This window comes from Aeromicrobium sp. Leaf289 (genome assembly GCF_001423335.1).
In the GTDB taxonomy this organism is placed as follows: Bacteria; Actinomycetota; Actinomycetes; order Propionibacteriales; family Nocardioidaceae; genus Aeromicrobium.
In genome coordinates this window covers 128,947-141,292 of the sequence record NZ_LMNK01000004.1, presented here as the reverse complement: position 1 = coordinate 141,292, position 12,346 = coordinate 128,947, and the positions used below count along the sequence as shown (strand labels likewise).

The window sequence follows — 12,346 nt, the reverse complement described above, 5'->3', positions numbered from 1 at the left end:
GCGCGGCAGGTCGCCGGGCGGCGCCCCACGGGTCACACCGCAACCTACTCGCCGGTCGCTCCCCCCGTGGTGCGGTCGCACGCGAGGGTGACAAGATGACGGAGAACGACTCATCCACGCGGGAGGACACTGTGGCGGACAGCCCGGGCGACCAGAACACCTTCGACATCGTCATCCTGGGCGGCGGCAGCGGCGGCTACGCCTGCGCCCTCCGCGCGGTGCAGCTCGGCCTCAGCGTCGCGCTGGTCGAGAAGGGCAAGGTCGGGGGAACCTGCCTGCACAACGGCTGCATCCCCACCAAGGCGCTCCTGCACTCGGCCGAGGTCGCCGACGAGACCCGCCACAGCGAGAACTACGGCGTCAAGGCCACGTTCGAGGGCATCGACATGGCCGCCGTCAACGCCTACAAGGACGGCGTCATCGACCGTCTCTACAAGGGTCTGCAGGGCCTCATCAAGTCCGGCGGCATCACGGTCGTCGAGGGTGAGGGCGTGCTCGTCGCCAAGGACACCGTCGAGGTCGACGGCCAGCGGTACACCGGCAAGAACGTCGTGCTGGCGACCGGCTCCTACGCCCGCAGCCTGCCCGGTCTCGAGATCGGCGGTCGCGTCGTCACGAGCGAGGAGGCCCTCACGATGAGCGAGGTCCCCGAGCGTGTCGTGATCATCGGCGGCAGCGTCATCGGCGTCGAGTTCGCCTCCGTCTGGAAGTCCTTCGGGGCCGACGTCACGATCATCGAGGCCCTCCCCACGCTCGTGCCCCTCGAGGACCCGACGCTCTCGAAGAACCTCGAGCGCGCGTTCCGCAAGCGCAAGATCGCCTTCAAGACCGGCACCAAGTTCTCCGGTGTCGAGCAGACCGACTCCGGCGTGATCGTGACCCTCGAGGACGGCAAGACCATCGAGACCGACCTCGTCCTCGTGGCGGTCGGCCGAGGCCCGAACGGCAACGGCAACGGCTTCGAGGAGGTCGGCGTCACCGTCGACCGCGGCTGGGTGCCCACCGACGAGCGCCTGCACACCAACGTCGACGGCGTCTACGCCGTGGGTGACCTCGTGCCCGGTCTCCAGCTGGCCCACCGCGGCTTCGCCCACGGCATCTTCGTGGCCGAGGAGATCGCCGGCCTCAACCCCCAGCCCGTGCTCGACCCGGGCATCCCGCGCGTCACCTACTGCGACCCCGAGCTCGCCTCGGTGGGCATCACCGAGCCGCAGGCCAAGGAGAAGTACGGCGACGACAACGTCGAGACCGTCGAGTACAACCTCGGCGGCAACGGCAAGAGCCAGATCCTCGGCACCGCCGGCGTCATCAAGCTGGTGCGCGAGAAGGACGGCCCGATCGTCGGCGTCCACATGATCGGCGCCCGCTACGGCGAGCAGGTCGGTGAGGCCTCGCTGATCGTCAACTGGGAGGCCTACCCCGAGGACGTCGCGCAGCTGATCCACGCGCACCCCACGCAGAACGAGGCTCTCGGCGAGGCTGCACTCGCCCTGGCCGGCAAGCCCCTCCACTCGCACGCCTGACCCGAACGAGGACGACACCATGGCAACGACCGTCACCCTTCCCGAGCTCGGCGAGAGCGTCACCGAGGGCACCGTCACCACGTGGCTCAAGGCCGTCGGCGACACCGTCGAGGTCGACGAGCCCCTGCTGGAGATCTCCACCGACAAGGTCGACACGGAGATCCCCTCCCCCGTCGCCGGCACCATCCTCGAGATCAAGGTCGAGGAGGACGAGACCGTCGAGGTCGGCGCCGACCTCGCCGTGATCGGTGACGCCGACGAGAGCCCGTCGGACGACGGTGGTTCCGACGAGGCGCCCGCCGAGCCGGAGGACACCGAGGACGCCGACGTCGAGGAGGGCTCCTCCGACGACGAGGGCTCGTCCGACGACCAGGCACAGGCCGAGCAGCCCGGCGAGGAGCCGGCCCGCGAGTCCGACGGCACGCCCACCAACCAGGACGGCGAGGAGCCCCACCTGGAGACGAACCAGACCGGCGAGGGCACCGAGGTCAAGCTGCCCGAGCTCGGCGAGAGCGTCACCGAGGGCACCGTCACCACGTGGCTGAAGGCCGTCGGCGACACCGTCGAGGTCGACGAGCCCCTGCTCGAGATCTCCACCGACAAGGTCGACACCGAGATCCCCTCCCCGGTCGCCGGCACGATCCTCGAGATCAAGGTCGACGAGGACGAGACCGTCGAGGTGGGTGCCGTGCTCGCCATCGTCGGCGACGCCTCCGCGGCCGGTTCGTCCGGTGGCGACTCCGGCTCGTCGAAGGACGAGGCTCCGGCCGACTCCGGCGAGACCGACCCCGCAGAGGACCCGCAGAAGGCCGAGGAGCTCGAGGAGGCCGCCGAGGCCGAGAAGAGCCAGCCGGAGAAGGCCGACGAGGTCGCGAAGTCCGACTCGGGCTCCAGCGCACCCGCCCCGACCGCAGAGCCGGAGAAGCAGGCCCACCCCGAGAACGAGGCCCGCCCCGAGCCGACGAAGGACGCCCCGCAGCAGAGCTCCGGTGCCTCGACCCAGAGCGGCGGCGACACCTACGTGACGCCGATCGTGCGCAAGCTGGCCAAGGAGCACGGCGTCGACCTCGCCGCCGTCACCGGCAGTGGCGTGGGCGGTCGCATCCGCAAGCAGGACGTGCTCGACGCGGCCAAGAAGGCCGAGGAGCAGAGCAAGCCCGCGGAGCAGGCGCCTGCGGCCGCTTCGGCACCCGCGGCGGCCGCCGCCTCGACCGAGCCGTCGCCCCTGCGCGGCAAGACCGAGAAGGTCAGCCGTCTGCGCAAGGTCATCGCCTCGCGGCTCACCGAGTCGCTGCAGATCTCGGCCCAGCTCACGCAGGTGCACGAGGTCGACGTCACCGAGATCGCGCGGCTGCGCGCCAAGCACAAGAACGCGTTCCTCGAGCGCGAGGGCGTCAAGCTGACGTTCCTGCCGTTCTTCGCGAAGGCCGTCGTCGAGGCGCTCAAGGCCCACCCGACGCTCAACGCCGCCCTCGACCTCGAGGAGGGCACCGTGACCTACCCGTCCGGTGAGCACCTGGGCATCGCGGTCGACACCGAGCGCGGTCTGCTCGTGCCGACGATCAAGGACGCCGGCGACCTCTCGATCGCAGGCCTCGCCCGCAAGATCGCCGACGTCGCGGAGCGCACGCGCACCAACAAGATCTCGCCCGACGAGCTCTCCGGTGGCACGTTCTCGATCACGAACCTGGGCAGCAACGGCGCCCTGTTCGACACGCCGATCATCAACCAGCCGCAGGTCGCGATCCTGGGTGTCGGTGCCGTGGTCAAGCGTCCGGTCGTCATCACCGACGCGCAGGGCAGCGACAGCATCGCGGTGCGCAGCATGGCCTACCTCGCACTCACCTACGACCACCGCCTCATCGACGGTGCCGACGCCGGCCGGTTCCTGACCGCGGTCAAGGAGCGGCTGCAGAGCGGCTCGTTCGAGGGCGAGCTGTGATCGGCTGACATGCACGTCGTCATCGGCGGTGCCTCGGGCTTCCTGGGCTCGGCCCTCGTCTCGCACCTGCGGGACGAGGGTCACCAGGTGACCCGCCTCGTCCGGTCGGGAAGCCCCGGCCCGGACGCCTCCCTGTGGGACCCGAGCCAGGGTCGGGTCGACCAGGTGCTGATCGACCGGGCCGACGCGGTCGTCAACCTGTCCGGGGCGTCCATCGCCCGGTGGCCGCGCACCAGCTCCTACAAGAAGGAGCTGTGGTCGTCGCGCGTCGACGCCACCACCACGCTGGCCAAGGCCGTGGCCGCCTCCGACTCCCCCACCGTGCTGCTGTCGGGCTCGGCCATGGGGATCTACGGCGCCGACCGTGGTCAGGAGCCGCTCACCGAGGGCGCTGCCCACGGCGACGGCTTCCTCGCCGACCTGTGCGTCGCGTGGGAGGCCGCCGCCGAGCCTGCCGTCCAGGCCGGGCAGCGGGTCTGCCTGCTGCGCACCGGCCTGCCCCTCGACGACGAGGGCGGCCTGCTCGGCCCCATGCTGCTGCCGTTCAAGGCGGGGCTGGGTCCGCGGCTGGGCAAGGGCACGCAGCGCATGTCGGTCATGTCGCGGCGCGACTGGGTCCGGGCCGTGGCGTTCCTGCTCGAGCGCGACGACCTCTCCGGCCCCGTCAACCTCTCCCTGCCCGACGCCCCCACCAACGCGGAGTTCACCGACGCCCTCGGCGACGCCCTGGGACGGCCGACGTTCCTCGTCGCCCCGGCGCCCGCACTGAAGGTGGCGCTCGGAGCGCTGTCCGACGACCTGCTGGGCTCGCTGCGCATGGCGCCCGCCGCCCTGCAGGCGGCCGGGTTCGTCTTCGAGGACCCCGACCTGCGCAGTGCACTCGCGTCGGCACTCGCCGACGACCGTGCTTCCTGAGCCCACCGGGACGCACCCCGACACCGCTGGGTCGCTGGTCCGGTACCTCGCCTTCTTCCGAGCCGAGGTCCGGCGCAAGCTCGACGGTCTCGAGCCGGACGCGCTCCGCACGACCGTGCTGCCGTCGGGCTGGACGCCGCTCGAGCTCCTGTCGCACCTCGTGCACATGGAGCGACGGTGGTTCGTGTGGGGCTTCCTCGGCGAGCCGCTGCCCGACCCCTGGGGCGACCAGGGACCGGACGGACGCTGGTCGACCACGGACTCGCTGCTCGCACGGCTCGAGGCGGGCGCGGTGCGCACCGAGTCCGTGCTGCGCGAGCACCCGCTCGACGCACGAGCAGCCCTCGGTGGTCGCTTCGACGCGGACCCGCCCACGTTGCACACCATCGGCTTCCACGTGCTGCAGGAGTACGCCCGGCACGCGGGTCATCTCGACGTGGTGCGCGAGCTGGTCGACGGCGCGGTGGGCGAGGACGCGTCAGCGTGAGGCCACGACCCGCCAGCCGCTCGCGGTCTCCTCGAGGGTGACCCGACGTCGGGTGGGCTCGTCCGTCGGCAGCGGCACGGCCCCGCCCGCGTTCACGGCCCTCGTGGGCCCGAGCCGGTCGACCACGTCGAGGGCGACGCGGTCGGCGTCGCGCTCGACCACCCGGCACGACGACCGCAGCTGGGCCATGCCCTCGAGCCTCAGCGAGCGCTCGGCGTAGTCCTCCAGCACCTCGACGTCGCGCTCGCGCAGGCCGTCGGACGCGTAGACCGCAGCGAGCCGGTCGACGTCGGCGTGCACGAACGCGTGCGCCCGCTCCGCGTCGAGACGACCGAGCAGCAGGCACTCCTCGGCGGTGTCGCCCGGCCCGAGCAGGGTGCCCCACCAGGTGACGAGGGCAGCGAACCACGCAGTCATCCCCGCAGCGTGCCCAGCGCGGCCACGAGGGTCGAACGCGTGTCCACAGGCGGGCTACCGTAGGAGGCGTGACCCTGGAGATCATCGACGACTGGTACGGCGAGCGCGCTCTGGACTACGAGGCGGCCTGGGAGCTGCAGCGCGAGCTGCACGCCCAGCGCGTGGCCGGCGAGATCGACGACACCGCCCTCTTCCTCGAGCACCCGCCCGTCTACACGGCAGGCAAGCGCACCGAGCCGCACGAGCGTCCGTTCGACGGCACCCCCGTCGTCGACGTCGACCGCGGCGGCAAGATCACCTTCCACGGCCCGGGCCAGCTGGTCGGGTACCCGATCACGAAGCTCCCGTCGCACGTGCTCGTCGTCGACTACGTCCGGCGCGTGGAGGAGGCCCTCATCCGCGCGGTCGCCGACCTCGGCGTCGCGGCCGGTCGGGTCCAGGGCCGCTCGGGCGTGTGGCTCGCGGCCGACGCCCGTGGCCCGGAGCGCAAGGTCGCGGCGATCGGCATCCGCGTGACCCGCGGCGTCACGATGCACGGCTTCTCGCTCAACGCCGACGTCGACCTCGACTGGTACGACCGGTTCGTCCCCTGCGGCATCGCCGACGCCGGGGTCACCACGCTGTCGAAGGAGCTCGGGCGCGACGTGACCGTCCCCGAGGCCGCGGCGGCCGTCCGCCCGCACCTGGTGGACCTGCTCGCGTGGGAGCCCTACACGCCGTCGCCGGACCTGCAGACGGCCGAGCACGGGCACCCCCCGGAGGTGCCCGTGCTCGGTCTTCCCGGCTAGCCGCTGACGACTCAGGCGTCGGAGCTGGCCAGCGCCTCGCGGTAGGAGATCTTGTCCCCGGTGCGCAGCAGGGTCCGCTCGTAGACGGCGGCCCCGACCCGGACCATGACCGCGGCGACCACGATCGTGCCGCCGAGCGCGAGCGCGATCTGCCAGGCCGGGACCGCTCCTTCGGCCATCCGCGCCGGCATGAGCATCGTGGAGATGATCGGGACCATCGACAGGACCTCCTTGACCGCGTCCCCGGCGAAGAAGTACACGAAGTACGGCACCATCAGCAGCATCTGCGCGGGCATGGTGGTCGACTGCAGGTCCTGCTGGCGCGACGCCAGGGAGCCGGCGACGGCCCAGAGGCTCGCCAGCGCGGCGAAGCCGATCACGAAGAAGCCGATGTAGCTGATCATCGCCGGGGCCACGACCTCGAGCCCGGACAGCTGGCCCGTGACCGCGAGCCCGATCGCCGCGGCGGCGACGAACAGGACGATCTGCCCGATCGCCAGCACGGTGCTGCCGGCGATCTTGCCCCACAGCAGCTGCCGGATCGGGACGGCGGCGGCGAGGATCTCCACGACGCGGCTCTCCTTCTCCTGCGTCACGCTGCCCGCGATGGCCATGCCGAAGCCGATCGCCGTCAGGAAGAACAGCAGGATGAAGCCGAAGGCGGCCGCCTGCCGCAGGCCCGCGTCCTTCGACGCGGGGTCGAGCAGACGCTCCTGCGTGGTCGTCCCGGACTGCAGGGCGCTCAGGTCGACCTCCTGCGCGGCGGCGTTGCTCTCCAGCGCCTGCGAGGACACGGCGATCTCGAGGGCCTGGGAGACGGTGGAGTCGACGTCGCGGTCGCCCACGACCTCGTAGCCGTCGTTGGTGGCCAGGAGCGCCGCGTCGGCGTCCCCGTCCTCGACCAGACGCTCGGCCGCCTTGGCGTCGTCGACCCGGTCGGCCTTGATCGTCACGCGGTCGTCGAGGTTGGTCGCGACCGCCGACGCGGCGTCGACCACCTCGGCGGCGGCCGGGTCCACGACGGCGACGGTGCGGTCCTGGTCGCGTCCCTGGAAGAAGTCGGCACCGATGATGCCGCCCAGGATGATGACGAAGGACAGGACCGTGGTGATCAGGAACGACTTCTCCCACACGCGGGTGGTGATCTCTCGCTGGGCGACGACGCGCCAGAGGTTGCGCGTGCCGCGGGGGCTGGAGGTGCTCATCGGACGGACTCCTTGAAGATCTCGGAGAGGGGCTGGTGGTCGCGGGCGATCTCGATCACGGCGCTGCGCTCCCCCACGTGGCGGACGAGCTCGGGCGCGGTGAGGCCGTCGAGGTCGAGCAGGGCGGTCGGGCCGTCGACGTCGCGGACGACGACGCCACGCAGGTCGCGGAGCCAGGCGGCGTCCTCGCCGTCGAGGACCACGCGATAGCGGTCGGCGCCGCGTCCACGGAGCTCCTCGACGGGGCCGGCGGCGACGAGGCGACCGCCGGACAGGATGACGAGGTCGTCACAGAGGCGCTCGACGAGGTCGAGCTGGTGGCTGGAGAACAGCAGGGGCAGGTCGCCCGCCTCACGCTGGAGCAGGTCGACCATGGAGTCGACGGCCAGCGGGTCGAGACCGCTGAACGGCTCGTCGAGCACGAGGGCTGCGGGCCGGTGGACGAGGGAGGCAGCGATCTGGATGCGCTGCTGGTTGCCGAGCGACAGCTCGTCGAGGAGGTCGTCGGCGCGGCTCTCGAGGCCGAAGTGGCCGAGCAGCTCGTCGGTGCGGCTGCGTCCCTCGTCGGGGGTCATGCCGTGCAGCCGGGCGAAGTACACGAGCTGGTCGCGCAGCTTCATGCGCGGGTAGAGGCCGCGCTCCTCGGGCATGTAGCCGAAGGAGCGGCGGACCTCGGCCGTCACGGGCTCGCCGTTCCAGAGCACCTCCCCCGCGCTGGGTGCGAGCACGCCCATGATCATGCGCATGGTCGTGGTCTTGCCCGCGCCGTTGGCCCCCACGAATCCCGTGGTGCGCCCCGGTCGGACCTGGAAGGACACGTCGTCGACGACGGTGGTGTCCCCATAGCGTCTGGTGAGCTTCTCGACGGTGATCATGCGTCCACGCTAGGGATCCGAAGGGCGGTGGCGCATCGGCCGCGCGGCCACACCTGCCTCCCCCACGCGGCTACGTGGAGGCGTCGTCAGGCGGTCGCCTCACCGGACGGCTCTTCCCGGGAAGCAGGCCCGACTCAGTCGTCCATCAACCCCGACTCGAACGCGACGATGACCGCCTGCACCCGGTCGCGGGCGCCGAGCTTGGTGAGGATGCGCGAGACGTGCGACTTCACGGTGGCGCCGCTGACGAACATCTCGGCCGCGATCTCGGCGTTGCTGAGTCCGCGGCCGAGCGCCTTCAGGACGTCGCGCTCGCGCTCGGTGAGGTCGTCGAGCACGCTCGCGTCGCCCCGCGACCGGCCGGTGGAGCGGGCGATGACCCGCTGGGTCACCTCGGGGGCGAGGAGCGCGTGACCCTGGGCGGCGAGCCCGATGGCGCTCACCAGGTCCTCGGGCGGGCAGTTCTTCAGCAGGAACCCGCTGGCACCGGCCTGCAGGGCGGCGAACAGGTACTCGTCGTCGTCGAAGGTGGTGAGGATGAGCACGCGCGTGTCGGGGTGGTCCTGCGCGATGCGGGCGGTGGCGGTGATGCCGTCGGTGCCGGGCATCTGCACGTCCATGAGCACCACGTCGGGCCTCAACGCAGCGACCTGGCGCAGCGCCTCGTCGCCGTCGCGCGCCTCGCCGACGACCTCGATCTCGGTCTCGACCTCGAGGATCATCGAGAACCCGGCGCGGATCAGCTCCTGGTCGTCCACCAGCAGCACCCGGGTGGTCTGGTCGCTCATGCGTCCTCCTGGTCGACGGGGATGCGGACCCGGACGCGGTACCCGCCCGTGGGTCGTGGGCCGATGTCGGCGATGCCGCCGTGCATGGCGGCGCGCTCGCGGATGCCGTCGAGACCGAAGCCACCCGAGGCCTCGTCGGGGGCGGTGCGGGTGGGACCGTCGTCGAGCACCTCGACCTCGACGGCCGGACGCTCGCCCGAGTCTGTGAGGTAGCGCAGCGTGATCCTTGCCGACGGTGCCCCCGAGTGGCGCCGCACGTTGCTGAGCGCCTCCTGGGCCACGCGGTAGAGAGACAGCCCCACGGTGTCGGGGACGGGGAACGGCGCGCCCACGACGTCGACCACGACGGCGGGGCGTTCGGTCGTGACGGCGAGCGCCTCGATGTCGGCGATCCCCGGCTGCGGGCCGCGGTCGGCGGGACCGGCCTCCTCGGCGGACCGCAGCAGCCCGACGATCTGGTGCATCTGGGACACCGCCTGCCGCGACGACGTCTCGATGGCGGTGAGCGCCTCGCGGGCCCGCTCCGGGCGGGCCTCGAGGAGCCGCCCGGCTCCGGCCGCCTGGACCCCGATGCCACTGACGTGGTGCGCCACGACGTCGTGCAGGTCGCGGGCGATGCGGACGCGTTCGGCCTGGACCGCCTGCTGCTGCTCGAGACCCTGCACAGCCCGCTCGCGCTCGCGCTGGTCCTCGACGAGGGCGCTGCGGCGTGCGCTGAGGTAGGCCGACTGCCCCCACGCGATCGCACCGAAGAAGTACGCGACGTTGATGGCCAGGCTGTAGACGACGAGCGCCACCTTCGGGGGGAGCAACCCGGTCTGCTCGCCGAGAGGCCCCATGGTCCCGTTGTTCAGCGACCACACCAACCAGCCGAACATGCCGACCAGGACCAGCCCGGTCACCGCCCACAGGGCTCTCGGCCGCCGCGACCACGCCCACGCGGCGTAGAGGGCGGCGAAGAGCGTCATCTGGACGGTGAACACGACCCCGAGCTCCAGCAGCCGCTCGCCGATGACGATGAAGACGGCCGACACGACGAGCAGCACCGTGATGGGGAAGCGTCGGCGACCGCACAGGGCGAGGCCGCAGATCCCGAACCACACGTAGGCCTCGACGCCCTTCCAGCCCGTGGAGGCACCGGACGCGCTGGCGAAGACCTCGACCGACGCGACGCTGACGACGGCGGCGACGAGACCGACCAGGACGTCGGTGCGCACCTGGGCACGGGTCGGTCGCGGACGCGTCCACGAGCGGTCGAGTCTCCCCACGCCGCGACCCTACCCAGTGCTACGCGTGCGTAGCCCCGCGGACGAGATGGGGCTGGGTCGGCGGCGTACTGTGGAGGGCGTGACGATCGCACCCGAAGGCCGCAAGATGCTCAGGCTCGAGGTCCGCAACGCGCAGACCCCCATCGAGAAGAAGCCCGAGTGGATCAAGACCCGCGCCAAGATGGGGCCGGAGTACAACGAGCTGATGAAGCTCGTGAAGGGCGAGGGGCTGCACACGGTCTGCCAAGAGGCCGGCTGCCCCAACATCTTCGAGTGCTGGGAGGACCGCGAGGCCACCTTCCTCATCGGCGGCGAGCAGTGCACCCGGCGGTGCGACTTCTGCCAGATCGACACCGGCAAGCCGTCCGCGCTGGACCTCGACGAGCCGCGTCGCGTGGCCGAGAGCGTGCAGAAGATGCAGCTCCGCTACTCCACCATCACCGGTGTGGCGCGCGACGACCTGCCCGACGGCGGCGCGTGGCTGTACGCCGAGACGGTGCGCAAGATCCACGAGCTGAACCCGGGAACCGGCGTCGAGAACCTCATCCCCGACTTCAACGGCAAGCCCGACCTGCTCGAGCAGGTCTTCGACTCCCGCCCCGAGGTGCTCGCGCACAACGTCGAGACCGTGCCGCGCATCTTCAAGCGGATCCGTCCGGCGTTCACGTACGAGCGGTCGCTCGGCGTCATCACGCAGGCCCGCGACTACGGGCTGGTCACCAAGAGCAACCTGATCCTCGGCATGGGCGAGACCCGCGAGGAGGTCTCGCAGGCGCTGCGCGACCTGCACGAGGCCGGCTGCGACCTGATCACCATCACGCAGTACCTGCGGCCCAGCCCGCGCCACCACCCCGTGGAGCGCTGGGTCAAGCCCGAGGAGTTCGTGGAGCTCAAGGACGAGGCCGACGAGATCGGCTTCGCCGGCGTCATGTCCGGCCCGCTCGTGCGCTCGTCCTACCGCGCCGGCCGCCTGTACCAGCAGGCCGTCGAGAAGCGTCAGACCACGGGCGAGGTCGTGCTCCGCCACACGGACGGCGTCGCGTAGCCGCATCGTAGGATGGGGTCATGTCCAACCCCGCCGCGCCACCGAAGGGACGCCTGGCCCAGCTGCGCCAGGCGTACACGATCACCAAGCAGAACGACCGCAACATCGGGTTGATCCTGCTGCTGACGTTCCTGATCGGCGCCGGTGTGACAGCGATCCTCGGTGTGCTCGTGCTGGGCACGGGCCTGTTCGGGACGATCATCACGGTCGTCTTCTCGATCCTCATCGGCATCCTCGCGCTGCTGGCGGTCTTCGGCCGCCGCGCCGAGAAGGCCGCCTACGCCCAGGTGGAGGGCCAGCCCGGTGCCGCCGCCGGCGCGCTGCAGATGATGAAGCGCGGCTGGAACGTCAAGCCTGCTGCCGGGTTCACCAAGAACCAGGACGTCATGCACCGCGTGATCGGTCGCCCGGGCATCGTCCTCGTGGGTGAGGGCAACGGCTCGCGCGTGCGAAGCCTGCTCGCGGCCGAGCGCAAGAAGCACGTGCGCATCGTCGGCGACGACGTCCCGGTGATCGAGGTCGTCGTGGGCCGTGGCGACGGCGAGGTGCCGCTGCCCAAGCTGGTCAAGCACCTGCGCAAGATGCCGAAGTCGGTCAAGCCGGCCGAGCAGACGGCGATCATCAACAAGCTCAAGGCGCTCGACGCGATGCGTCCGACCGCACCCATGCCGCGTGGGCCCGTGCCCACGAGCATGAAGGGTGCGCGCCGGGCGATGCGCGGTTGATGCACCGCTCGACGCGCTGGCGGGGCCTGGCCACCGGACTCGCAGCTGCGGCCGTGCTGGCCGGGTGCGGAGGTAGTGCGACCCCCGGTGAGATGTCGGCGCAGACGTACCGCTCCCTCGAGGCGCGCGGCGACCAGCTGACGCCCGAGACGGCGAAGGACCGGGGCGCGACCGATGACGACGAGCTGGCGCAGACCTTCCTCGACGAGGGTGGCGCGCCCGAGCCGTCCGGCGCCCAGTGCCTGTACGCCAAGACGTCGTACCGCGAGTCCTACCGAGGCGTGGCGCGCTTCTGCTTCGAGGGCGACCGGGCGGTCTCCGTGGAGCGCAACCGCGCCGACCTCGACCAGTAGGTCACGCGCGTACGC

The 12,346-nt window shown here is 71.4% G+C and carries 13 protein-coding genes; 8 read left to right on the top strand and 5 right to left on the bottom strand.

Annotated features, from left to right (window positions below):
• The first annotated feature begins 95 nt into the window (after positions 1-95).
• From lpdA to ASF37_RS13235, 4 genes are read left to right on the top strand one after another with little or no spacing between them, the layout of a single operon-like run.
• Entirely contained in the window at positions 96-1,523 is a 1,428-nt protein-coding gene (lpdA, locus tag ASF37_RS13250) for a dihydrolipoyl dehydrogenase (RefSeq protein WP_156366909.1), read from the top strand.
• A 19-nt stretch (positions 1,524-1,542) separates the two neighbouring features.
• Complete coding sequence (gene sucB / locus ASF37_RS13245; RefSeq protein WP_056581146.1) at positions 1,543-3,465, top strand: 2-oxoglutarate dehydrogenase, E2 component, dihydrolipoamide succinyltransferase; 1,923 nt, start codon at positions 1,543-1,545, stop codon at positions 3,463-3,465.
• A 9-nt stretch (positions 3,466-3,474) separates the two neighbouring features.
• Complete coding sequence (locus ASF37_RS13240; RefSeq protein ID WP_082481982.1) at positions 3,475-4,380, top strand: TIGR01777 family oxidoreductase; 906 nt, start codon at positions 3,475-3,477, stop codon at positions 4,378-4,380.
• Entirely contained in the window at positions 4,370-4,867 is a 498-nt protein-coding gene (locus tag ASF37_RS13235; protein WP_056581370.1) for a DinB family protein, read from the top strand. Before ASF37_RS13240 ends, ASF37_RS13235 begins: the two co-directional genes overlap by 11 nt.
• Here the strand turns inward: ASF37_RS13235 and ASF37_RS13230 are convergent.
• Positions 4,859-5,284, bottom strand: a complete 426-nt coding sequence (locus ASF37_RS13230; protein ID WP_056555543.1) for a hypothetical protein — start codon at positions 5,282-5,284, stop codon at positions 4,859-4,861. The two genes, ASF37_RS13235 and ASF37_RS13230, sit on opposite strands and share 9 nt — an antisense overlap.
• Before the next feature lie 68 nt (positions 5,285-5,352).
• Here ASF37_RS13230 and lipB point away from each other — a divergent pair, with 68 nt between their 5' ends.
• On the top strand, positions 5,353-6,072 hold the full coding sequence (gene lipB / locus ASF37_RS13225; RefSeq protein ID WP_056555541.1) for a lipoyl(octanoyl) transferase LipB: 720 nt from the start codon (positions 5,353-5,355) through the stop codon (positions 6,070-6,072).
• A gap of 11 nt (positions 6,073-6,083) precedes the next feature.
• On the opposite strand, the gene ASF37_RS13220 is transcribed toward lipB, so the two are convergent.
• From ASF37_RS13220 to ASF37_RS13205, 4 genes are all read right to left on the bottom strand, one after another.
• Positions 6,084-7,277 (bottom strand): ABC transporter permease, encoded by a 1,194-nt coding sequence (locus ASF37_RS13220; protein WP_056581143.1) that lies wholly within the window; start codon positions 7,275-7,277, stop codon positions 6,084-6,086.
• A complete protein-coding gene (locus ASF37_RS13215) occupies positions 7,274-8,152 on the bottom strand; it encodes an ABC transporter ATP-binding protein (RefSeq protein ID WP_055965646.1) in 879 nt (292 codons plus the stop codon). Before ASF37_RS13215 ends, ASF37_RS13220 begins: the two co-directional genes overlap by 4 nt.
• A 134-nt stretch (positions 8,153-8,286) precedes the next feature.
• Positions 8,287-8,940 (bottom strand): response regulator transcription factor, encoded by a 654-nt coding sequence (locus ASF37_RS13210; protein WP_056555538.1) that lies wholly within the window; start codon positions 8,938-8,940, stop codon positions 8,287-8,289.
• Positions 8,937-10,208, bottom strand: coding sequence for a sensor histidine kinase (locus ASF37_RS13205; protein ID WP_156368209.1), 1,272 nt, complete (start codon positions 10,206-10,208; stop codon positions 8,937-8,939). The genes ASF37_RS13210 and ASF37_RS13205 overlap by 4 nt, the downstream gene beginning before the upstream one ends.
• A gap of 106 nt (positions 10,209-10,314) precedes the next feature.
• On the opposite strand from ASF37_RS13205, the gene lipA reads away from it, so the two are divergent.
• The 3 genes from lipA to ASF37_RS13190 are packed head-to-tail and all read left to right on the top strand — an operon-like array spanning position 10,315 to position 12,331.
• Positions 10,315-11,253: a lipoyl synthase gene (gene lipA / locus ASF37_RS13200; protein ID WP_200914523.1), complete on the top strand. Its 939-nt coding sequence runs from the start codon at positions 10,315-10,317 to the stop codon at positions 11,251-11,253.
• Between the two features lie 20 nt (positions 11,254-11,273).
• Complete coding sequence (locus ASF37_RS13195; protein WP_055965639.1) at positions 11,274-11,978, top strand: DUF4191 domain-containing protein; 705 nt, start codon at positions 11,274-11,276, stop codon at positions 11,976-11,978.
• A complete protein-coding gene (locus ASF37_RS13190) occupies positions 11,978-12,331 on the top strand; it encodes a hypothetical protein (protein ID WP_056576286.1) in 354 nt (117 codons plus the stop codon). The genes ASF37_RS13195 and ASF37_RS13190 overlap by 1 nt, the downstream gene beginning before the upstream one ends.
• The last annotated feature ends 15 nt before the right edge of the window (positions 12,332-12,346 follow it).

Coding starts and splice junctions, on each gene's coding strand:
- lpdA (WP_156366909.1), top strand. CDS start 96: ATGACGGAGAACGACTCATCCACGCGGGAGGACACTGTGGCGGACAGC.
- sucB (WP_056581146.1), top strand. CDS start 1,543: ATGGCAACGACCGTCACCCTTCCCGAGCTCGGCGAGAGCGTCACCGAG.
- ASF37_RS13240 (WP_082481982.1), top strand. CDS start 3,475: ATGCACGTCGTCATCGGCGGTGCCTCGGGCTTCCTGGGCTCGGCCCTC.
- ASF37_RS13230 (WP_056555543.1), bottom strand. CDS start 5,284: ATGACTGCGTGGTTCGCTGCCCTCGTCACCTGGTGGGGCACCCTGCTC.
- ASF37_RS13220 (WP_056581143.1), bottom strand. CDS start 7,277: ATGAGCACCTCCAGCCCCCGCGGCACGCGCAACCTCTGGCGCGTCGTC.
- ASF37_RS13215 (WP_055965646.1), bottom strand. CDS start 8,152: ATGATCACCGTCGAGAAGCTCACCAGACGCTATGGGGACACCACCGTC.
- ASF37_RS13210 (WP_056555538.1), bottom strand. CDS start 8,940: ATGAGCGACCAGACCACCCGGGTGCTGCTGGTGGACGACCAGGAGCTG.
- lipA (WP_200914523.1), top strand. CDS start 10,315: ATGCTCAGGCTCGAGGTCCGCAACGCGCAGACCCCCATCGAGAAGAAG.
- ASF37_RS13195 (WP_055965639.1), top strand. CDS start 11,274: ATGTCCAACCCCGCCGCGCCACCGAAGGGACGCCTGGCCCAGCTGCGC.
- ASF37_RS13190 (WP_056576286.1), top strand. CDS start 11,978: ATGCACCGCTCGACGCGCTGGCGGGGCCTGGCCACCGGACTCGCAGCT.